The 20,920-nt window shown below is 60.3% G+C and carries 15 protein-coding genes; 2 read left to right on the forward strand and 13 right to left on the reverse strand.

Annotated elements, in window-relative coordinates:
* The first annotated feature begins 177 nt into the window (after window positions 1-177).
* A complete protein-coding gene (locus tag ACR30Z_RS01185) occupies window positions 178-2,607 on the forward strand; it encodes a GH25 family lysozyme (protein WP_434370998.1) in 2,430 nt (809 codons plus the stop codon).
* 107 nt (window positions 2,608-2,714) lie between these two features.
* Here the strand turns inward: ACR30Z_RS01185 and ACR30Z_RS01190 are convergent, their stop codons facing one another.
* The 3 genes from ACR30Z_RS01190 to ACR30Z_RS01200 form a co-directional block, all read right to left on the reverse strand.
* Window positions 2,715-4,061: a neutral/alkaline non-lysosomal ceramidase N-terminal domain-containing protein gene (locus ACR30Z_RS01190; RefSeq protein ID WP_434370999.1), complete on the reverse strand. Its 1,347-nt coding sequence runs from the start codon at window positions 4,059-4,061 to the stop codon at window positions 2,715-2,717.
* Window positions 4,062-4,275: 214 nt separating this feature from the next.
* Window positions 4,276-4,713 carry a hypothetical protein gene (locus tag ACR30Z_RS01195; RefSeq protein ID WP_244296653.1) on the reverse strand — a complete coding sequence of 146 codons (438 nt, stop codon included), beginning with the start codon at window positions 4,711-4,713 and terminating at the stop codon, window positions 4,276-4,278.
* 185 nt (window positions 4,714-4,898) lie between these two features.
* Window positions 4,899-5,693, reverse strand: coding sequence for a hypothetical protein (locus tag ACR30Z_RS01200; protein WP_434371000.1), 795 nt, complete (start codon window positions 5,691-5,693; stop codon window positions 4,899-4,901).
* 365 nt (window positions 5,694-6,058) lie between these two features.
* Here ACR30Z_RS01200 and ACR30Z_RS01205 point away from each other — a divergent pair, with 365 nt between their 5' ends.
* The gene (locus ACR30Z_RS01205) at window positions 6,059-9,355 is read left to right on the forward strand and encodes a chitobiase/beta-hexosaminidase C-terminal domain-containing protein (protein WP_434371001.1); all 3,297 of its coding nucleotides are present in this window, start codon (window positions 6,059-6,061) and stop codon (window positions 9,353-9,355) included.
* A 72-nt stretch (window positions 9,356-9,427) separates the two neighbouring features.
* Here the strand turns inward: ACR30Z_RS01205 and ACR30Z_RS01210 are convergent, their stop codons facing one another.
* From ACR30Z_RS01210 to ACR30Z_RS01255, 10 genes are all read right to left on the reverse strand, one after another.
* Window positions 9,428-10,384, reverse strand: coding sequence for a glycosyltransferase family 2 protein (locus ACR30Z_RS01210; RefSeq protein ID WP_144649904.1), 957 nt, complete (start codon window positions 10,382-10,384; stop codon window positions 9,428-9,430).
* 3 nt (window positions 10,385-10,387) lie between these two features.
* Window positions 10,388-10,867, reverse strand: coding sequence for a GtrA family protein (locus ACR30Z_RS01215; RefSeq protein ID WP_144649906.1), 480 nt, complete (start codon window positions 10,865-10,867; stop codon window positions 10,388-10,390).
* Between the two features lie 2 nt (window positions 10,868-10,869).
* The gene (locus ACR30Z_RS01220) at window positions 10,870-12,984 is read right to left on the reverse strand and encodes a DUF6541 family protein (protein ID WP_434371002.1); all 2,115 of its coding nucleotides are present in this window, start codon (window positions 12,982-12,984) and stop codon (window positions 10,870-10,872) included.
* Window positions 12,985-13,056: 72 nt separating this feature from the next.
* The gene (locus tag ACR30Z_RS01225) at window positions 13,057-13,788 is read right to left on the reverse strand and encodes an ABC transporter ATP-binding protein (RefSeq protein WP_144649909.1); all 732 of its coding nucleotides are present in this window, start codon (window positions 13,786-13,788) and stop codon (window positions 13,057-13,059) included.
* On the reverse strand, window positions 13,789-14,646 hold the full coding sequence (locus ACR30Z_RS01230) for an ABC transporter permease (protein WP_144649911.1): 858 nt from the start codon (window positions 14,644-14,646) through the stop codon (window positions 13,789-13,791). It abuts the gene before it with no gap.
* A 2-nt stretch (window positions 14,647-14,648) separates the two neighbouring features.
* Window positions 14,649-16,655: a glycosyltransferase gene (locus tag ACR30Z_RS01235; RefSeq protein ID WP_144649913.1), complete on the reverse strand. Its 2,007-nt coding sequence runs from the start codon at window positions 16,653-16,655 to the stop codon at window positions 14,649-14,651.
* Window positions 16,652-17,836 (reverse strand): UDP-galactopyranose mutase, encoded by a 1,185-nt coding sequence (gene glf / locus ACR30Z_RS01240; RefSeq protein WP_144649915.1) that lies wholly within the window; start codon window positions 17,834-17,836, stop codon window positions 16,652-16,654. The genes ACR30Z_RS01235 and glf overlap by 4 nt, the downstream gene beginning before the upstream one ends.
* Before the next feature lie 187 nt (window positions 17,837-18,023).
* Complete coding sequence (locus tag ACR30Z_RS01245; RefSeq protein ID WP_144649917.1) at window positions 18,024-19,010, reverse strand: Gfo/Idh/MocA family protein; 987 nt, start codon at window positions 19,008-19,010, stop codon at window positions 18,024-18,026.
* Window positions 19,010-20,101, reverse strand: coding sequence for a DegT/DnrJ/EryC1/StrS family aminotransferase (locus ACR30Z_RS01250; RefSeq protein ID WP_144649918.1), 1,092 nt, complete (start codon window positions 20,099-20,101; stop codon window positions 19,010-19,012). Before ACR30Z_RS01250 ends, ACR30Z_RS01245 begins: the two co-directional genes overlap by 1 nt.
* The gene (locus tag ACR30Z_RS01255; protein WP_434371003.1) at window positions 20,098-20,682 is read right to left on the reverse strand and encodes an acyltransferase; all 585 of its coding nucleotides are present in this window, start codon (window positions 20,680-20,682) and stop codon (window positions 20,098-20,100) included. The genes ACR30Z_RS01250 and ACR30Z_RS01255 overlap by 4 nt, the downstream gene beginning before the upstream one ends.
* Window positions 20,683-20,920 lie beyond the last annotated feature (238 nt).

Genomic DNA, 20,920 nt, shown 5'->3' on the forward strand with positions numbered 1-20,920 from the left:
CCCTCGGACACACAGGTATCAACGCCATCACAAGGACCTCGGCCCGCCGGGAACAGTACCGATCCCTTACCTAACGGCAGTTTTACCCTTCCCGAAACGCAGGCGCCCGAGCAGCAAGCGCCGCCGACCGCCGTCGAGTCCTCTCCCGCAGATGCGCCCGTGCCTGCCTCGGGACCCTTGAGTGAACCCGAAGCGCAGCTCCCCGCGACAAAGTCGATGCCGGGCAACGCCCCGGACGCCGAGGCCATGAAGGCGGCCATGCGGGCAGCCATCCCAGCCGGCGGTGCCGAAATGGGCCAAAGGTCCCCCAGGGTTTTGGCCGCGAAGCAGGACAAAAGCGCGTCGGCCCCTTCTGGTGCGCGGGCCATTGGAAATGCGGTCACGTCAGCGGTTCCCATGGCCGCTGACCCCGGACACTGGCGCCCAAGCATCGGCATTGCTGGACAGGATGTTAGCGCCCACCAGGGCAACGTCAATTGGCAGAGCCAGTGGAACCAGGGATCCCGATGGGCCTACGTCAAGGCATCCGAAGGCAACTACTACCTCAACGAAAACTACACGCAGCAGTACAACGGCTCACGCAATGTTGGCATGGTGCGGGGCGCATACCACTTTGCCATTCCCAATTGGTCTTCTGGCGCTGACCAGGCAAGGTACTTCGTAGCAAACGGCGGTGGCTGGACGGCCGACGGCTATACGCTCCCGCCTGTGCTGGACATTGAATACAACCCCTACGCCGGACGCACCATCAATGGCTTCTACTTCGGCAACACGTGCTACGACATGTCCAAAGCGCAGCTGGGACAGTGGGCTGCCGACTTCGGCAACACGGTCAAGGCCTTGACCGGCCGGTTCCCCGTCATCTACAGCACCACGGACTGGTGGAACACGTGCGTGGGCAACTCCACGTTCGGAAGCTACCCACTGTGGATCGCCTCGTACTGGAACAACCCAACAAACTCCCCGGGATCAATGCCGGCCAGTTGGGGCAATTACACAATGTGGCAGTACAGCAGCACTGGCCCCTTCGAGGGCGATTCCAACATCTTCAATGGCAGCTACGACCAGCTGAGGACTTTCGCCCGGGGGGTCTCCTACCCATCAAACCCGTCCATCAAGTCAGCAGCCGACATTCTTACCACCACCCCGGCCGGACGGTTGGACGCATTCCCTGCCAGCGGGACCGGTCGAATCACCGGCCCTGTCGCGATAGGTTCAGGGTGGGCCGGGGCCAAAGCGCTGTACGTCGTGGACTGGAACCAGGACGGCGTCCAGGACATCCTCTCCCAGTGGTCCGACGGCACTTTGAAGGTGTTCCGCGGCGCTCCTGGAGGCAGTTTCTATGCTCCCATCCAAGTTGGTTCCGGCTGGCAGGAAATGTCCCTGACCGTAGGGTGGTGGAACTACAAGGACGGGTATCCCGGCGTCATAGGTCAGGATTACCTGGGCAACGTGTACAGATACCCGAACAGCGGCGGTGGTGGACTCGGGAACGGGGTCCTGATCGGCACGGGCTTCAGCGGCCACCAACTCAACCAGATCGACTTCGACGGTGACGGCAACCAGGACATCGTCACCCGGACCGCGGACGGCACCCTCCGGCTGTTCCGATCCAATGGCGTGGGCGGCTTTTTCAACGAGCCTGGACGGGTGATCGGATCCGGTTGGGGAGGCATGACGTCCGTGAGCTCCTCGATAAACTTCACCGGAGCGGACTCCCAGGGGCTGCATGCCCGGGCCTCGAACGGTGATCTCTACTACTACCCTGCGGGCTCCGGGACATGGGGCAACCGCAGCCTCATTGGTTTGGGCTGGAACGATGCAAGCCTGATCAGCGGTGCCGCCCTTGATGTGGAGACAACCCTCGGCGTCGACCAAGAGGACCTTCTGGCCGTCCGACCGGACGCCAACCTCTACCGCTACCCCGGCACTGGTGCCACGGCGCTCATGCCGGAAGACCTGATCGGAACCGGCTGGGCGGGCCTCAAAGCCGGATTCGTGACGGACTGGAACGGGGACGGCGCGCTGGACATCGTGGCGCAGTGGTCCGACGGCCGGTTGAACGTCTACCCCGGCAGGAACGGCAGTGGCTTTGGATCGCCGATATCCCTTGGCAGCAACTGGAAGGGCTGGACTCTGAGCGTCGGTACCTGGAAGAAGGCAGACGCCCACCCCGGCATCGTGGGCTATGACTCCACGGGCCGGCTGTATTACTTCAACAACCCCTCCGGAAAGACTGTTTCCACGGGTGTTGCCATTGGCACGGGCTGGACAGGCTTGGAGATCGTTCAAATGGATTTCGACAAAGACTCCAATGCCGACCTCCTGGTAAAGAACAGCACCGGCGACCTGAAGCTTTACCGCTCCAATGGCACTGGCAACTTCGTGCAGGAAGCAGCGAGTGTGGTTGGTACGGGCTGGAATGTCATTTCCAGCTTCGGGGCGGTTCGAGGCTTTGCCGGAGCCGGCTCCAGCGGCATTATCGCCCGGACCACCATCGGGGAACTGCGATACTACCCAGTGGGAACCAACAAGTCCTGGGGGACGGCGACCCGCATAGGTACTGGCTGGAACGGCCTGACCATCCTCGCCCCGGCAGCAAAATAGCGCCAGGCTGAAAAGCCTGTCCTGCGAAGCAGTGAGGGCCTGTCCCCGGTCTTTTCCGGGGACAGGCCCTCACTGCTTCGCAGCTTTCAACCTGCGGTTTTACGTGACTACGCGAGCAGTGAATTCATGGCGTTGATGAGAGTGGTTTCTACGCCATTCGTGCCGCCCTTGAAATGCGCCAGATGCCCGTATACCGTCATGGAGCCGCCTGCGATTCCCGGGAAATCGGGTTCCCACCCTCCTTCGTAGCTTCCAAGGGGCATGAAGGGCGGAAAGAATTCATTACTGGGGATATAGCAACATGATTCATTTGCATAACCGCCCACAATGATCCCGTTCGTTCCGCCATTGCGGTTTCGGAAGTAGGCCGCGTAACCGCTGACGAGTTCACCACCGATCATGGCGATCTTCAACTGTGGGCTGCCGTTGAATTTCCATACCTGGAAAGGCGACGGAACGGCAGTATCGTAACTGTTGCTGTCGATGCGCCCAATCATGACCTGCGCGTGCCGCTGGTACCACTGCGGCTGGCCGTTGGGATTCGCGAGCCGGGCAACATAGGCAGCACGCACTGCGGCGAGGTTCCCCGCAGTGGGTGTAATGTCCAACGGCAGCTGGACTTCCTGGTAGCGGGTAACCATGGGACCGCTGAGCGCACGCCCCGCAGACTGCATGTTTGAGTGGACGGTCGCACCAAGCGCATCCCCATGCTGGTCCCTGAGTTCCCAGCTGCGGACTCCCCCAGGATCTTGGTCACCGGCCGGGCCTTGCACGAACATCGCGAAACAATTCGGGTTCCGGTTCTCAATGTAATTGCAGGCGCCGGCAGCGAAATCTCCATCGAACAGCGTGCGCAAACCTGCACTGATCGGGTGGCAACCATAACTGAAGATGACTGCCGCGGGTGTACCGTTTCCACGCCGGGCCACCAGGATGGGCACTGCTGTCTCCGTGTAGGGCAAGCCGACCCTGTTCGCCGAAAAATTCTGGGTCGAGACTTTGTAGTCGAATGTCACCGCGGTTTCGTCCGCGTCCAGGGCTTCCTGCGCGAGATTCACGATGGTGTCCTCCAGGTCAGCGCTGTAGGAACGCACCAAGCCCAGGTCAGACAATCCGTAGGCCATGAAGGGATGCAGGGTGTCAATCAAAGCGGGACCATTGTGCGTGTGTGTCGCCTGGATCAGGATGTCGCTGCTGGTCCAAGCCGCAAGGTCGATGATCCTGTCGCGGATCCGTTGGTGCATTGACCTCGGCAGCGCTAGGACATCAAGGCTGATGATGATGTGGGGATGGGCGTCTTCCCAGATGAGGATGGCCCGGGCATACAAGGGCTCGAAAGGTGAACTGCTGGTGGCCTCGCGTCCGCCGTCCGTAGAACCGTACCCAGCCATATACGGATTGGTGCTCAGCGACGGCGTTATGTCAGCGCTTGCAGTTCCAATTCGAAACGCCATAAAAGATCACTCCTTGATTGTGCGCAACGGGTGATCTTCGTTTGCCTCCAAACAAAGTCCGTGTCCCGAATACGATGAACAGCCAATACGTGAGACCACCTTCATTAGACCATGCGGTCCCACCATTTAGTGCGGTTGGAAAGGACGGATGTCGCCCTCTCAAACGGTGCGTTTTGTCAGAAATTCACGGCAGCGCACACCCGGTCGATGGCAACTAACCCACCGCTGCAGTCTTGAGCCATCGGGTGAAGAGTGCGGCCTGCGGGGCCAATGGTGCCAGCGTCAGTGCGCCCTTCACCACTGGCACCCCGTAGCCTGCGAGCGAAGCAGCCAGCGTTCTGTGATCAGTACGGGTGCATGCCCTGACGATGCGCAGGCATAGCTCCGATGCCTGGCCGGGTGGAGCACCTGCTGCCACGGCGGTGTTGACTGCAGCTGTTTCCTCGGGAGTCAGCACCTGTGGCCCGCTTCCGACATATGCCACTTGGCAATCGGTGATGTGCATGTATCTCGTTGATGCCCAGACTTCTTCCAGGCTTGAGAACTTGCCTATCAAGCTGCCGTCGGCCGCCGTGCAAGTGAACTGATAACGGATCAGAGGTTCCGGCCGCTCCATGGGGACTTTGTCGTCGTTCGCGACAACAGGCGCCATATCAAGTGCGGAAGGTTGGGAAGTATCTACTTTGGTTCCTGAGCAACCGGCCAAGGCAATTGTTGCCACACCGAGCTGAAGAACACTGCGCCTGCGCATGTCCACCGAGGGATCCCCACTTCATTCGGATGCTCCCCAGCTCCGCATGCATTGGTTATTCGCCCCAAGCCGTTTCCGGCTGCGTCTTAGTACATCTTCCCCCAAATTCCGCATTTGTCACTAGTAAAGTTTTGGCCGGCTTCCACAGCGACCATTTGGCCCGCCTCAGCCAATCCCCCATCAGCAACCACGGAACCATCCGAACGCGTGACGGACCAGGTGCATTCGCTGGCCGCCGGACCAGGCTTTACCAGCTGCACGCCGCCTGGCTCCAGAGCTTCACCCACGGCATGGCTGCCGTCTCCCACCCTCGCGCCTTGCGCCCAGCCCGCGATGATTTTTCCTTGAGGCGCATCGGGACAAAACGCGGCAGCGGCCAGCAATGTTCCTCGGTTTGCCTCTTCGAATCCGCCCGGCCCGGTTTCGTCGCTCACCCGAGTGCACAATCGGAGGACGTCCAGCATGGTAGCCAGGCCATCATCCGTGCCGGCTCCCTGCGGTTCAGCTGTCGAAATTGCTTCTGCCTCACGGGGCGTGGCCTCGAAGGGTTCCGGCCCCGCGAAGGTGACCTCGCAGGAAGCCATTCTCGTGTAGTTATTTGCAGCCCATACTTCGGCGAGGCTCGACAACTGCACTTCGGGCGAGGCATCGAGGCTGGTGCACAGGTAAGCGTAGCGGCCAGGTTCATCGTCACCTGGGGTCGTAACGGCCCCTGGCGTGCCATCTCCGGGACCTGCCGACGGCGACCCGCTGGGTTGCGCGGTTGCGCCGGCGCTGCTGGTGGCCGGCGAACTGGTTCCGGCGGATGGCTGCGGCGATGGAGCCGAGCAGGCAGCCACAAGCATGATCATCGATGCTGCCATCGGAATTAGTCTGCGCATTGTGACCTCCACCTCAATCGTGGGGGGCCGCTGTTGCGCGGTCAAGATGTCGGCCCACCCGACGGATATGCGAGCCACATGAGCAGCCTAAATAATTTCAGTAGTGACAAATGTGAAAATTGGGGGAAGATGTACTAAGACGCAGCCGGAAACGGCGTGGGGCGAATAACCAATGCATGCGGAGCTGGGGAGCATCCGAATGAAGTGGGGATCCCTCGGTGGACACGCGCAATCGCAGTGTTCTTCAGCTTGGTTTGGCATGTCTTGCCTTCGCCGGTCGCTCAAGAACCTCTCATGAAACCTCCCATACCTCTGCCTGGAGCGGACTCGTTGGAGGACGGCATCGTCACAAAGTCACTGCAGCATTGGCCACAGCCAGCTTGGCTACGGCGGCCCTGACCGGTGTGCTCGGGGCCGGCCCGGCATTCGCAGACCAAGCCCGCCAGACAGTGGCTACTGGCCTCACCAAGGCCGCGGGCACACTGGTGGACCCGGATGGCAGGCTGTGGGTTTCGGATGCACGTGCAGGCTTCTGCCGGGTGACGGAGGCTTCCGGTTCAACGCCTGGAGGCCTGGAAACCAACACTTGCTTGGGAGGCACCCTTACCGGTCACGGAAGCGGGCCGGCCTTGGCTGGAACTCCAGCGATGATTGATCCGTCTCCTGCCAGCCACGGCGATGGCGACGAAATCGCGTTCATTCCGGATGCCGCCGTCGGAAGTTCAGACGTCGTACGCGCGCTGTGGAATCCCGACGAAGGCGTCTTCGACTACGACGGCGCGCTGACTATTTTTGACGGCGATCTTCGTCCGAACGCCGTTAGTGACGGCCCGGACGGCAACATCTACTTGTCCTTCGCGAATGCGCGGTCAATCGTCAAGATCGTAAACCCAACAGCTCTCCACCCGAGCATCGAGTCCATCGCATCCGTTAACTCGAGTTCCCTCAGCTTGGCTGCCACGCACCGCAACAGTGCAGGCAACGTTGTGGTGTATGTCGCCGAGACCTCCGGGTTGACCGTCTTCACGGCACCCGATGACGGTGTGTTGACCAATTTCGTACCCGCACCGCTCTATAACGTCGGCAAGCCGACGGCGATCTACTACGACTGGCAGTCTCCCCTGGTCCTTTACACCGGTACCGGCGGTGGAACCACCACCGCCGACGCAGGCAAGGACACCATCTCCCGCATTGACTTGAGCACGGACACGGTGGACAACCAGTGGGCCCTCGGCTTCAGCAAAGTGGGCGGCTTGACCATGCGAGACGGCAAGCTGCTGGTGATGGAAGATCCGGGACAACTCGAACCTGCGAAGCCCGCAGAACGCGGCAGGCTACTCACTTTGGGCGGCGTGGTGCCGTCCATCGTCAGCGGCCCGACGGCGGCCAACGGAACCCAAGCCGCCAACCCGGCTTTCACCAACGATTCGACGCCCACGTTCGCAGTAGCGTCCACGCCGCCAGGCGGAGCCCTTGAGTGCAGCCTCCAGTTGAGCACCGCGACGCCGGTGTGGCAGGTCTGCACAGGCGGCACCTTCACGCCGTCAACGGCTTTGGCCAACGGCGCCTACACGTTCTCCGTCCGGGCCGCACCGTCAGGCCTTCCCGTCTCGCGGACATTCACGGTGGATCTGACCGCCCCCGCTGCACCGGTGATCACGTCACCCGCTGCCGGGGCAACTGTCAACGGGTCGCCAGTCCTGGGTGTCACTTCGGCCGCGGATTCCACTTTGGCCTGCTCGGTCGATTCCACCACCACGTTCACAGCATGCAGTAACGGGTACGTATTCAACCTTGCAACAGCAGGCCAGCACGTGCTTAGGGTTCGGGCCACGGATATGGCCGGCAACGTCAGTGCGCTGGCATCGGTGACGGTAACCGCCGACCTGACTGCGCCTCAAGTTTCGGTCACCTCCCCGGCAGAAGGAGCAACGGTGGGCATCGCGCCTTCCTTTGCCTTCACATCCTCATCCCCGGACATTGCAGGGTTCAGGTGCAAGCTTGGCTCCAACGCGTTCACGGCATGCACGTCGCCCAAGGCCTATGCGGATCTTCCAAGTGGTCCTGCCACTTTCACCGTGGAAGCCAGGGACAACGCCGGTAACACATCCACGGCTACCAGGAACGTGACTGTCTTCGCAGCCGACACGGCACCTCCGGTTGTTTCAGTCGATCCTGTCGGAGGAACATACGGGGCCAACAAGACCATTACCTTGTCTGTCAATGAGGCAGCCACCGTTTTCGTCACCACGGACGGTACGACGCCTACGGCCTCCAGCCCTGTCTACTCCGGCCCGATACCGCTGACATCGATGACCCTGAAGTATTTCGCGCGGGACACCGCGGGAAACACCTCAGCCGTTGCGACACAGACGTACATCCGGGACGACACGGCACCCACCTTGACCGTGAATCCCGCCGCCGGCGCCTACGCTTCGGGCCAACTGGTGACAATGTCATCCAATGAAGCCGGGAGCATCTTCTACACAACGGATGGCACAAACCCCGCCACTTCCGCCACGGGAACCACCAAGGCGTACACCGCAGCATTTGCCCTGAATGCCAACACCACCGTGAAGGCCCTGGCGGTCGATGCCTACGGAAACGCCTCTGCGGTAGCTACCCGTGCATACACCGTCCTGGACACAACGCCCCCGGTGGTAGCAGTGGCGCCGCCCGCGGGCAGCTACCCTGCCAACCAGCAGATCACGCTCACGGCCAACGAACCAGGATCGAGTATCTACTTCACAACCAACGGCACGAATCCGACGGCGATTGCAGCCAACAAGTACTCCACGGCCATAACGCTGACAACGGCCATGACCTTGAAGTACTTCGCAGTTGATGCGTCCAACAACAGTTCAGCCATCGTCACGCAGGCGTACACAGTGACGGCGCCCCCGGTCAACACCTGGAAGGACTACACCGGCGACGCCAAGAACGACGTCGTGGCGCGCGACAACGGCGGCACGCTCTGGCTGTATCCGGGCAACGGTACCGGAGGGTGGCTTACCCAACGGTCTCTGGGCACAGGCTGGAACTCGTTGAATGCCATCGTTCCCACCAAGGACTTCAACGGTGACGGACGGAGCGATGTCCTGGCCCGCGACACCAACGGCGTCCTCTGGTTGTACCCCGGGAATGGAACAGGGGGCCTCCAAGCGAGGGTCCAGGCCGGGACAGGCTGGGCTGGCATGACCCTGATACTCGCACCGGGCGACTTCAGCGGTGACGGCAAGGCGGATGTCCTGGCCAGGAATTCGGCAGGAGCCCTGGTGCTCTACCGCGGGAATGGCACAGGCGGCTTCGCTTCCAGCGCTCAGATCGGCACGGGGTGGAACGCCATGACGGCTATCTTGAGCACTGGCGACTTCAACGGCGACAGCAAGACCGATGTCCTGGCCAGGGACACTTCGGGCATCCTCTGGCTCTATCCCGGCAATGGGACGGGCGGGTGGCTCAACCGGGTTCAGGTTGGGAGTGGCTGGAGCGGGATGACCGCTATCCTGGGCCCTGGCGACTTCAATGGGGACGGCAAGAATGACGTGCTCGCCCGTGACGCCGGTGGCAACCTCTTCCTGTACCCCGGTAATGGAACATCCGGATGGCTCTCCCGCAGCCAGGTGGGCTGGGGCTGGGGAGGCTTCACTTCCCTTCCCTAAGGGATAGCAAAAGGAAGAGCCCGGACGCTTGGCGTCCGGGCTCTTCCTCCATGCAAGCCTCTACAGCAATTGCTAGGTGCGTTCCTTCATGGGATGCATGGTGGGCCTGTCCGGACTGGCTTGGATGTCCAGTTGGAGTGACACCAACAGCATCTGAACGCCCAGCACAAAGGGCACCACAGCCAACATCACCGAACCCGCAGTCGGAGATCCGACACTAGCTGCAAGGACCCAGATTCCGGCAACCAAGCCCATGACAATAAGGACAAGACCCGCGATCAGCAGCAGCGCAACTGCAGAGAAGGACCAAACCATGTACTTCCACCACACACGGCGCCAGAAACCGCCGAAGAGCATCGCCAGAAGCTCGGGAATGACCTTCCGCAGCTTAATGCTGGAAACTTCGTTTCCATAGACGGCAGGAATCGGAACATCCACGATCGGAACGTCGAGGATATTCAGGTGAATCAGCAGGTCATTCTCGAAGCTGTATCGTGCTGCCACTTTGTTCATGGGCAGGCGACGAAGGACTTCCGTCCGGATTGCTGTGTAGCCATTCTGCGGATCGAAAATGTGCCAGTAACCCGAAGCGAGCTTCGTCATGAAGGACAGGACAATGTTGCCAAAGATGCGGTAACCCGGCATACCAGCAAAAGACTCACCCGAGAAGAAACGGTTAGCCTTGGCGAAGCCATAGCCATCCACTACCGGATCCAGGAGCTGGGGAAGGTACTCGGGGTCCATCTGGGCGTCACCGGCCATGACCACGTTGATGTCGGAGCCCAATTCCATGGCGGCCTTATGGGCTGTCAAGACAGCGCCGCCCACACCCTGATTGACTTCGTGCCGAATTAGGGTGACCCGGCCGTCGTCGGCGCGGAGGGCGGCACCCGAAGTATCATCAGGGCTGCAGTCATCAACAATGACGATGTCATCAACAAAATCAGGCATCGTTTCGATGACCTGCGCGATGTGGTTTTCTTCTTTATAGGCCGGTACTACCGCGGCAATTCGAACGCCTCGATACATCGATTATCCTTCGCTGCTGTTAGGTGTGAGTTTCTGTGTTGGCGTGTCGGTACCCGACTGGCCATCTGGCTGTTCGCTCTTCGCTTGCTTCTTTTGCGGGAAGATCCAGTGCTTGTAAATGAAGTAGTTCCATCCCATCGTCACGATTGTCGCAACGACCTTGCCCACGACGTATCCGGCACCCAGGAATTGGAAAAGCTCAACAATTCCCATGACGGCAACCGTGTTGAAGGCCAGGAGGCCCGAATATCGAAGGACTCCGCCCAGCGCCGTTCCACCGCCATTGAAAGCGAAGTGGCGCTGCAGGAAGTAGTTGAAGAAGAAGCTTCCCCAGAACCCGGCGCCTGTGGCCAGCCACAACGGCCAGCCGAAAACCTGGAAGCAGAGGGCCAGAAGACCAAGGTCCACAAGGAAGCTCAATCCGCCTACCAGCAGGAACTTGAACAAGCTGGAAGCCAGGAAGTTCCGGATGAAATTCTTCATGATCAGCAGATCCTTCCTAGCGGGGCTATCCCATCCGGGTTCCTGTTCTCAAGGATTCCCGAAACGCCATCAAGCTGAAGGCGGTCCTTGGCGGCCGCGTCGAAGGCCTCTTTCCCTCCAGGCAACTGGGACCAATCGATCTGGTAGAGAGCGGCGTTTCCTTCGCGCACCACGAGTTTAAGGTATGGAATGGCGTCAGGCTGGGTAAGCCCTGCCTTGGGCTCGTCCCATGCCCGGATCCTGCCATCTGCAATATAGACCCACTCAATGCCCAGCTCTGAAGCGGCCTCGCGTACTGCAGGATCCGTGGCCAGCTCCGGGAGTTTTTGAAGGACAAGCAGCTGCCTGTTCGTGGGTAGGATCTCGAAGTGACGGATCATCGGCATACGGTTGCCGAGGGCGTACATCCAAACCGAGCCGTCACACGAGTCATTCAGCACCGTGGCGTCCTGCGGCACGTATTGATCAATTTTGCTCAGGAGGCCCACTTCCGATGCGCTCAGCGTCGCCCCATCCACCTTCGTGTTGATGTTGATCCGCTGGGCGTTTTGCTTGAAGTACGGAATGGCTGCGATGCCACTGATCAAGAGCACCGCGGCTGCAGCTACGGCTGTCACCACATGGCTGGGCCGCCTGGACGTCCTGTTTCCGTCATCCCGGGAAGCCGAGGTCCTGTTGCGGATCCTTCCGATCAGCCAAGCGATTGCTTCCGCCAACTGTGCCACTCCCAAACCGGCAAGCGGCACCAGAAGCATCACCAGGATGCCAAAGATGCGCCACTGGTCGTCGTAGAACGGAGCCGTCAGGGTCATGAACCGCGGGTTATCAGTGCCCATGGTGTAGACCGACAGGAAAGCGAAGGCTAGCACGGGACCGAAGTACCACCACATGCGGATCCTCAGCACGACGGCCAGGCACCCAAGGGCTACAAGAGCCGTCAGGATGGGCATGGCCATTGACCCGTGGTTCAGGAAGATGACGTTCTGGATAGCTCCGTTGCGGTCGGTGTCCGCAGCCCACACCTGCTTGGATACGCGCTCGGATTCCTTCAACATCTGGGCGATGATCGGCCATCCAAGGACAACTGCAAAGACGCCGGAGACCGCCAGGTAAACCGTGATGCCCAGAATTCTGCCCTTGCGACGCACCAAGGCCGACAGCATCCAGAAGAGGAGCACGGGAAGCACGACGAAGGCCAGTGATGGGTGAACGGCGATCAAACCCACCGCCCCAAAGGCAATACCGGGGATCCAGAATTTTTGCCGCTCCACGGCGCCCTTCACCGCAAGCAGCGCAAAGGGACCCACCAGCAACATGCCAGCGAAGAACGGAATCAGCGGACCGCGCCACAGGAGATCGTAGGGGTACACCGTAAACCAGCCAGAAACAGCGGCGGCTGCGGCTACAGCAATCGGCCGGCGGGTGACAAGCATGGTCAGCGCCATGGTGCTCAATGGCAGCTGCACTGCCATCATCACCAGGACGAAGACGTTGAGGAAGACGGGAATGCTGACGCCGCTCATTGGCCAGAACAATGACAACACTGCATGGAAGGCGATCGGATAGCTCCGGATGGGAGCCTCAGGAATAGTGGTGTCGTAGTAAGCGAAGTTACCCGCAATGCTCGGATCCCACTCGTGGTTCACCGAGATCAACCGGATCATGTTGGCATGCCACGGAATGTCCCAGTCCTGGTTGATTCCAAGGAGACCTTCTGTACCAACGATCCACGACACGGCAGCCACAGCGCCGCCGGCAATCAGACCCGCCAGAAGGATCCACCACGAGCCCGCGAAACGGTGTTTGCCGAAGATGCTTGGCTGCGTACGGATCGGCGCATCGAATTTGTCAGGGAAGTAGCGCTTCAAGGCCATCCTCAGCCCAAAGAGGATGCCGGACAGCACCAGCAGGACAGCCATCACCGGAAGCAGCTGCCAACTCAGTCCCAGCGCGTCGCCCATGACGCCAATAACCGTCAACACGCCCATGCCAAGCAGAGGTGCCACCACGGGCAGCAACACACGGCGAACGCCCAACGCTTCGCCCAGAATCCAGCCTGGGCCCCACCACAACACAACGATCAGGAGTACACACAACAGCAGCGGGCCGATACCCATTCCTACGATCGCCTTTCTTAGATGCTTCCACTAGCCATCCGTTGACAGACGACTCTTGCAATTGAATGCCGGTTAGTTGCGTTCCCTCAGCCAAGCCACAGCTTGGTCGGCGGGTCCCTCGAACTGCACGGTGCCGGAAGACAGTACGACTCCCCTGTCGCAGATTCGCGAAATCATGTCGAGATCGTGGCTGACCACCACCAGGGTTCGCCCTTCGTCAGAGAGCTGCTTGATCTTGGCCAGGCACTTCCTCTGGAAGGGTTCGTCACCCACGGCCAAGATCTCGTCGACGAGGAAGATATCCGGCTGTGTGTGGACGGCTACTGCAAAGGCAAGCCGGAGGAACATTCCCGAAGAGTAGAACTTTACTTCGGTGTCAATGAACTGCTCAATCTCGGAGAAGGCGACGATGTCGTCAAACTTCTCGTGAATTTCCTGCTCCGTCATCCCCAGGATGGCGGCATTGAGGTAGACGTTCTCACGCCCCGACAGGTCTGGGTGGAAGCCCGCACCCACCTCGATCAGTCCGGCTACCCTGCCTTTGGTACGCACGGTTCCTTGATCGGGGAGGATGACACCGGAGATGAGCTTCAGCAGTGTGGACTTGCCCGAGCCATTGAAGCCCAACAGGGCTACGGTCTCGCCCGGTTGAATCTCAAAGCTGACGTCGTGCAGGGCATCGAACTTCTTGGTCAGGTCACCCTTCCGGCCCTTAACGAGCCAGACGAGCGTCTCCTTCAGGGAGTGGGAATGGCGGAGGTTGAAGGTCTTCTTCAGGCCCTTGACGATTACTGCAGCGCCCATCTAGACCTCCTGCGCAAAGTGGCCCTCGAGCCGTCGGAAGACGATCTGGCCAATAACTAGGAACAATGCCGCCATGCCCAGTCCGACGAACCCAGTCACCAGGAGATGAGGCGGCAGTTCGACGGATGCATCGACGGTGGGATACCAAAACGCCCAGTGGAACAGTTCCACGGCAACGGTAATGGGGTTCAGCTGATAGATGGTCAGGACCCAAGGTTCTGCCAGCCGGCGGATCATGGTCCAGGAGTACAGGACCGGCGAAGTCCACGTGACAATCATCATCAACATGTCCACGATGTTTTCGGCATCCCGGAAGAAGACATTGATGGCACCGGCCAACAAGCCGAGGCCCGTTGCTGTGACTGCCACAATGATGAACCCCAGCAGGGCACCAAAGAGCTGCATGACATCCGGATGCCAACCACTTAGCAGTGCCGCGGCGAGCAAGACGACCAACTGCGGCAGGAAGTGGACCGCCGCTACCCAGACTGACGCCACGGGGAAAAGCTCACGCGGGAGGTAGATCTTTTTGACCAGAGCTGCATTCGACACAATCGACCGCGTCGCATTCGAAAATGCTTCGGAGAAGAAGTTGATGACGATGACGCCGGAGAACATGTACAGCGCGTAGTTGGGTATCTGGTCCCCAACCCGCAGGACAATGCCGAGGGCGAAGAACAGCACCACGTACTGCACCAGCGGCTTGACGTACGACCACGCCAAACCCAGCACCGAACCGCGGTAGCGGACACGGAGTTCCTTGCGGACAATCAGCTTGAGGAGGTACCGGCGCCGGTAGACATCCAGCAGTCCGGCACCCACCCCGGGAACAGCATAAGTATCAGTGGAGTTTGACATCGCTACTTGTTGGGCTCCGAAGCTTCAAAGGTTTTCCGCCACGATTCCATCGAGGTGATCTCCGGAAGCGCCTCACGGTACTGGGCCCGGAGGGTCTCCCAATTCGAGAAGAGCTGGGCATGCAGCCTGGCCGATTCGACCACCAACTGACGGGCCAACTTCGGATCGCGGAGATGCCATGAAGCCCCCGTGCCGTCGGCGTTGGAGACTACGGCGCTGTCCAAGTGAGCCAGGCTCCACCATTTGCCGTCCTGGTGGGCGACCTGAGCTTCAGGGTTTTCCTTGGCGGAATCGCGGACCGGAGCCAGCGTTTGCTTCAGGACAGTTTTCACAGCCCACGGAAGCAGGCCCAGTGCGCCGGGCTGCTTGTAGGACTGTGGCTTCTTCGGCGGGCGCTTGCGGAAGACCTCCGGGAAGGCACCGGGATCAGTCTTGACCTGCGAATCCTGGAATTCCTCACGCATCGCGCGGAGCTTCGGCATGGTGGTGGGCAGTTGCTGGTGAAGATTGCCCGGTCCGGCCAGGACATCACGCAGTGCCATGATGCGGGCCTGTTCAGGATAGTACTGCATCGAAACCAGGTGCTTGACGTCTGTGTTCAGGCTTTCGCGCAGAATACGTCCGCCCTTGGGGAACGGCGAGTGCAGGAGCGTCGCGATAAGCCTGTTGCGCTCGTGGTAGTAGGCCTGCCAGTCGACAGAATCGTCCTTGTCAGCCCAGGACACGTGCCAAACCGCTGCGCCGGGAAGGGTGACGGTGGGGAATCCAGCGGCACGGCCGCGGAGGGAGTACTCTGCGTCGTCCCACTTAATGAAGACAGGGAGGGACAGGCCAATTGTTTCCACCACGGTCTTTGGGATGAGGCACATCCACCAACCGTTGTAGTCCGCGTCCCAACGCCTGTGCAGCTGCGGCGTCGAGCGCAAACCAGCAGCAGAGAAATCGTGGTTGCCGAGCCCTTCAACCGGGCCCCAGAGGAAGCGGTAGAAGTTGACGACCTCCGAATAGGCATGAAGAACTGACTTGTTGTACATGTCGAACATGTGTCCACCGACAATGGTGGGCTTTCGGCAGAGGTCAGCAAACGCTACTGCGCGCATGACGCCTTCAGTTTCAAGCTCGATGTCATCGTCCAGCAGCATGACGTAGTCGCTCTTGTCGGAGACGACCATTTCGTACATATTGCGGGCGAAGCCGCCCGAGCCGCCAAGGTTGCCTTGGTTGATGATTCGCAGCTGGTCACCCATTGACTCTGCGACGGCGTCGAATCCGGCCTCATCGGCAACTTTTTTGTTGCCTTGGTCCACGATGATCAGTTCGGCGAGGATCTCGCGCAGCCCTGCATCAGCATCAATTGACTTGATGGTTTCGAGGCAGTAGTCCGCACGGTTGAAGGTGGTAACACCCAGAGTGACCTTTCCCTGCGGGCGGCCTTCGTCGGGAACGGCCCAGTGGGCGCCCGTCAGCGTCATGCCGTCGCCGCCGGCAATCAGATCGAACCAGTACCAACCACCGTCACCGAAGGGAGCAAGCGTCAACTCAAAGTCGTTGCTGGCCGTGCCTTCAACGAGGATCGAGTCCACGCGTTGGGAGGCGCCGCGTGCATTGGAGCGGTAGACAATGACCGTTCCCTCGCCCTCTGTTTCCAGATGCAGGACGGTCTTTGTAGCAACAGTCCATTTGCGCCAGTAGCTGGCAGGGAAGGCATTGAAGTAAGAGCCGAAGGAAAGACGTTCGCCGCGGCGCACCTGCACGGAGCCTCGGTCCAGGATGTCTTCCGGGTGCAGCTTGCGGGCCATGCCGACAGCCTGCACGACGGCGGTGCTGCCGCCATCTTCCTTCTTCACCTTGTTGGTGTCGGGGTCAACGTAGAGCGGGAGCGTGTCGAGGTCGCGGTTCGCTGGGAAAATGACGCGCTGAACGATGCGCAGGTTTTCGCCTGTCGAAGCAGGAGCGTCCGTCGTGGCAGTCATGGCAATCTCCTGGCTTTCGTTTGTAGTAGCCGTCATGCGTCCACTCCCCCACTTTCAAGCTTGGCGCCGCCGGTGAAGTGCGGCTTGATCTTGTTGTCAAACATGGACAGGGCGGAACCGATGGCCATGTGCATGTCGAGGTACTTGTACGTTCCGAGCCGGCCGCCGAAGAGGACCGACTTCTCGCCACGAGCGAGGTCGCGGTAGGCCAGCAACTTCTGGCGGTCGTCTGAAGTGTTGACGGGGTAGTACGGTTCGTCGCCCTTTTCCGCAAAGCGCGAGAACTCCCGCATAATGACGGTCGCGTCCTTGGTGTAGTCGCGTTCGGGGTGGAAGTGGCGGAACTCGTGGATACGCGTGTAGGCGGCGTCGGCGTCGGGGTAGTTCATGACAGCGCACCCCTGGTAGTCCTCGATGGGAAGGACTTCTTCTTCGAGGTCGATGGTGCGCCACGAAAGGTCACCTTCGGCATAGTCAAAGTAGCGGTCCACAGGGCCGGTGTAGATGACCGGCACCTGGCCGAGGACCGAGGACCTGCCGTACTCGCCGTCGTCGAAGAAGTCGGCATTCAGGATGACCTCGATGTTCGGGTGGTCCGCCATGCGTTCGATCCATGCTGTGTAACCGTCAACCGGCAGACCCTCGTAGGTGTCATTGAAATACCGGTTGTCATAGTTATAACGAACCGGTAGGCGCGAGATAATCTCGGCTGGCAAGTCCTTTGGATCCGTCTGCCACTGCTTGCCTGTGTAGTGCTTGATGAACGCTTCGTAGAGCGGGCGTCCGATGAGCTGAATGCCCTTGTCATTGAGGTTCTGCGGATCGGTGCCGGCCAGTTCACCGGCTTGTTCGGCGATAAGAGCCTTTGCTTCGGTTGGGCTCATTGCCGAACGGAAGAATTGGTTGATGGTGCCCAGGTTGATGGGCATCGGGTACACCTCGCCTTTATGGCTGGTGTAGACCTTGTGCTGGTAGCTGGTGAACTTGGTGAAGCGATTCACGTACTCCCAAACGCGTTCATTCGAGGTGTGGAAGAGGTGAGCGCCGTAGCGGTGCACCTCGATTCCAGTCTTGGCCTCGTTTTCGCTGTAGGCGTTTCCTCCAATATGGTGGCGGCGATCAAGCACCGCGACCTTCAGCCCCAACTCGGTAGCGGCGCGTTCTGCAATGGTCAGGCCAAAGAAACCCGAGCCGACGACGACGAGATCAGCGTTCACAAACTCTCCTGTGTATTGGCGTGCGGGCACAGAAATGCCCACGTCTACTGGTCAAGGCTACCCGACGTGGCGCGCGTTCCCTGTATCGGGGGACGCCGCTGCCCGGCTAAGGGGCACCTCGACAAATGGCAGAGGGAGACTGGCCAGCGGCCAGCCTCCCCCTCATGCCCTACTCGCTAAGGCTGAGTCAGAGCGTGATGACTGAGCCGGATTCCGCGGATGCCAAAACGGCCTCCGCAACCCTCAGAGTCTCGAGTCCCTCAGCCATCGTGACGATGTTGAGCGACTTCCCGAGGACCGCGTCGCGGAAGGCTTCGTGTTCCATTTTGAGGGGCTCGCGCTTCGCCAAAGCGAAGCGTGTGGAGGATCCCTCGGAAACGCCGCGGAACGCCGCGACAGAATCCCAATCTGTCTGGAACGTACCGTTCTCGACGAAGGTGAGGTCGGCGGAAATCGTGTCTGCAATGAACGCTCCGCGTTCACCGAGAACCACTGTGGTGCGTTCCTTCATGGGTGAGAGCCAATTGACAATGTGGTTCGTCACAACGCCGCTCTTGAGGTGGCCAATGGCGGTAACCATATCCTCATGCTCCCGGCCACTGCGGGAGGTGGTGTGGGCAACGACATTGACGAAGTTGCTCTGTGCCAGCCACGCCGTGAGATCAATGTCGTGGGTCGCCAAATCCTTGACCACTCCCACGTCGGCAATGCGAGCAGGGAATGGTCCTTGCCGCCTCGTGCTGATCTGATATACCTCGCCCAGGTCGCCGTTCTCCAGCCGCTCCCTCAGGCTCTGCAGCGACGGATTGAACCGTTCGATGTGCCCGACAGCGCCAATCAAGCCCTTGGACTCGAAAGCCTCGGCGATCCGTCGGCCCGACGCTGAATCGTTGGCGATCGGCTTCTCCACGAGGCAGTGAACACCCGCTTCAGCGAGCTGAAGCGCAACCTCCTCGTGCAGGATCGTCGGCACGGCGGCGACAGCCATGTCTATGCCCTGGGCGATCAGTTCCTCAACAGTATTGAAGACTGTCAGGCCATCGGCGACGTTGTGGGGGTCGCCAAAGGAGTCAGCGACAGCAATCAGGTCAACACCCTCAAGCTCACGGATAACGCGAGCGTGGTGGCGTCCCATCATGCCCAACCCGATGAGGCCGGCACGCAGATTTGCCACTAGCTTCCTGCCTTCGCGATGGCGTTGACCGCGGCAACAATCCGGTCAAGGTCATCCTGGCTCAGCGACGGGTGGACCGGAAGGGACAGCACGCTCGCTGCGGCCTCTTCGGTGACAGGAAGATCGTCCGAGGTCTGGAAGGGAGCCAGCCTGTGGTTGGGGATGGGGTAGTAAACGCCACAGCCGACGTTGTACTCCTCGCGAAGGGCCTTGGCGAATCCGTCACGGTCCTCAGCGATGCGAATCGTGTACTGGTGGTAGACGTGCTCGTAGCCCTCAGCGACCTTGGGAGTGATGACACCTTCAATGTTTGCATCGAAGAACGCCGCATTCTCCTGGCGCGTCCTGGTCCAGCCTTCAACCTTGGTCAGCTGCACTCGGCCGATGGCCGCATGGATGTTGGTCATACGGCAGTTGAAGCCAACCAGCTCATTTTCGTACTGACGTTCCATGCCTTGGTTGCGCAGCAGCCGGAGGCGGCGTTCGACGTCCGCGACGCCCGTGCTGACCATGCCTCCTTCGCCGGAAGTCATATTCTTGGTGGGGTAAAGGCTGAACATGGCGAAGTCGCCGAAAGTGCCCACCTTGCGACCGTTGACGGCAGCGCCGTGCGCTTGGGCTGCGTCCTCGAAGACCTTGACGCCGTGCTTGGCAGCAAGGGCACCGATGGCGTCAACGTTGAAGGGGTGTCCGTAAAGGTGAACCGGCATGATGGCCGCAGTGCGGTCTGTGATTTTTGACTCCACGGAAGCGGGGTCCAGCGTGTAATGGTCCAAGTCCACATCAGCGAAAACCGGAGTTGCGCCCGTGAGTGCCACTGAGTTGGCGGTCGCAGCGAACGTGAACGACGGAACGATGACTTCGTCGCCGGGACCGATCCCAGCAGCCAATAGACCGAGATGCAGACCGGAAGTTCCGGAGTTGACAGCAACAGCGGCCCGGCCATCAAGGAGGACCTGCGAGAATTCCTGCTCGAAACTCGCTACCTCCGAACCCTGGGCGAGCTGACCGGAGGCCAGCACGGCATCTACTGCCTTGCGCTCCTCCTCGCCGATGATGGGCTTGGCGGGGGGAATGAATTCGGGGCTCATGCCTCTACCTCTCGAAGGATTTCGTTCTGTTCAACATATACGGCGCCGGTTTCGGGGCATACCCAGTTGTCGCCACTGCGCTGAAGCGGGAAACCGGCCTTGCCAACCCAACCATGGCGCTTCGCCGGGACCCCGACCATCAGGGCAAAATCGGGGACGTCCTTGGCTACTACAGCTCCGGCGGCAACTGTGGCCCACCGCCCAATGGTCACGGGGGCTACGCACACTGCGCGGGCGCCGATAGAGGCACCTTCACGGATGGTGACGCCGACGGGCTCCCAGTCGTGCGCACTTTTCAAGCTTCCATCCGGGCTGACTGCCCGGGGGTAGGTGTCATTCGTCAGCACGACGGCCGGGCCGATAAAGACACCGGCTTCCAGTTCCGCGGGCTCGTAAACAAGTGCATAGTTCTGGACTTTGCAGTTGTCCCCCATCTTGACCCCGGTGCCGATATAGGCTCCGCGTCCCACGATGCAATTGACGCCTAATTCGGCCTGCTCGCGGACCTGGGCCAGATGCCAAATCTTTGATCCATCACCAATTACCGCCTTGTCTGAAACATCGGCGCTCTCTGCAACCATTATCACCGGTGAAGGTCCTTCCTCATTGAGCACACGCGACAACGAGATTCATCTTAGCTGAGACACCATGCCCCGGCGTCAAGCCGGGGTGTGGCCGAGTGCTTCGCAAGTTGTCCACATACACCACGCAAGGTGGAGCGGTTCAGCGGCCAAGCCCATAACGTCGGTGGTGCGGCTCGTGAAGGAGAGAGGGAACATCCATGACCTTGGAGTGCACATTGGTACGGGGTCCCGCCGC

It is taken from the genome of Paenarthrobacter sp. FR1 (assembly GCF_051106045.1).
In the GTDB taxonomy this organism is placed as follows: domain Bacteria; phylum Actinomycetota; class Actinomycetes; order Actinomycetales; family Micrococcaceae; genus Arthrobacter; species Arthrobacter nitroguajacolicus_A.